Below are 565 nucleotides of genomic sequence, written 5' to 3' on the forward strand. Positions count from 1 at the left end.
CCCTTGGTCTTGAAGGCCTTCTCGGCCAGGCGCAGCACGACGCACGAATCCTTGCCGCCCGAGAACAGCAGGGCCGGGCGCTCGAACGCGGCGACGGTCTCGCGCAGGATGAAGATGGCTTCTTCCTCGAGCCAGTCGAGGTGGGATTGATCGAGACCGGCCGTCACGCGCCCGGGCGTCACGCACTCGCGAAGGGAGGGGTCGTCATTCAGCTTCATGGGGTCCTTTGTCGTTGGGCGTTCGCGCTCAATGGATGACGCGGAGCCCGGCAGTCACCAGGGACGCGCACAACAGCCCGCGCGTCACTTTGTCCGGCAGGGATCTGATCAATCGCGCGCCCAACCAGATGCCGGGCAGGGATCCGACCAGCAGGCTGGCGAGCAGCAACCAGTCGACGTTCCCAAGCGCCGCATGCCCCAGGCCCGCGACGAGCGTGAGCACCGCCGCATGGGCGATGTCGGTTCCGATCAGGCGTTGAATGGGAAGTCGCGGATAGAGGACGAGGGTCAGGGTCGCGCCGATCGCGCCGGCGCCAATCGAACTGAGCGAGACCAGGGCACCCAGC

Annotated in this window: 1 protein-coding gene and 1 pseudogene; both read right to left on the bottom strand. The window is 66.9% G+C overall.

The features are described 5' to 3' along the window. Positions 1 to 218, bottom strand: a pseudogene (locus tag AC1D15_RS36355) (hypothetical protein); the annotation flags it as partial. 28 nt (positions 219 to 246) lie between these two features. Continuing rightward, positions 247 to 565: TSUP family transporter (locus tag AC1D15_RS36360; RefSeq protein ID WP_477829912.1), on the bottom strand; the 319-nt coding region annotated here is incomplete at its 5' end.

The sequence above is a fragment of the Rhizobacter sp. P2_H2 genome, from assembly GCF_056403375.1.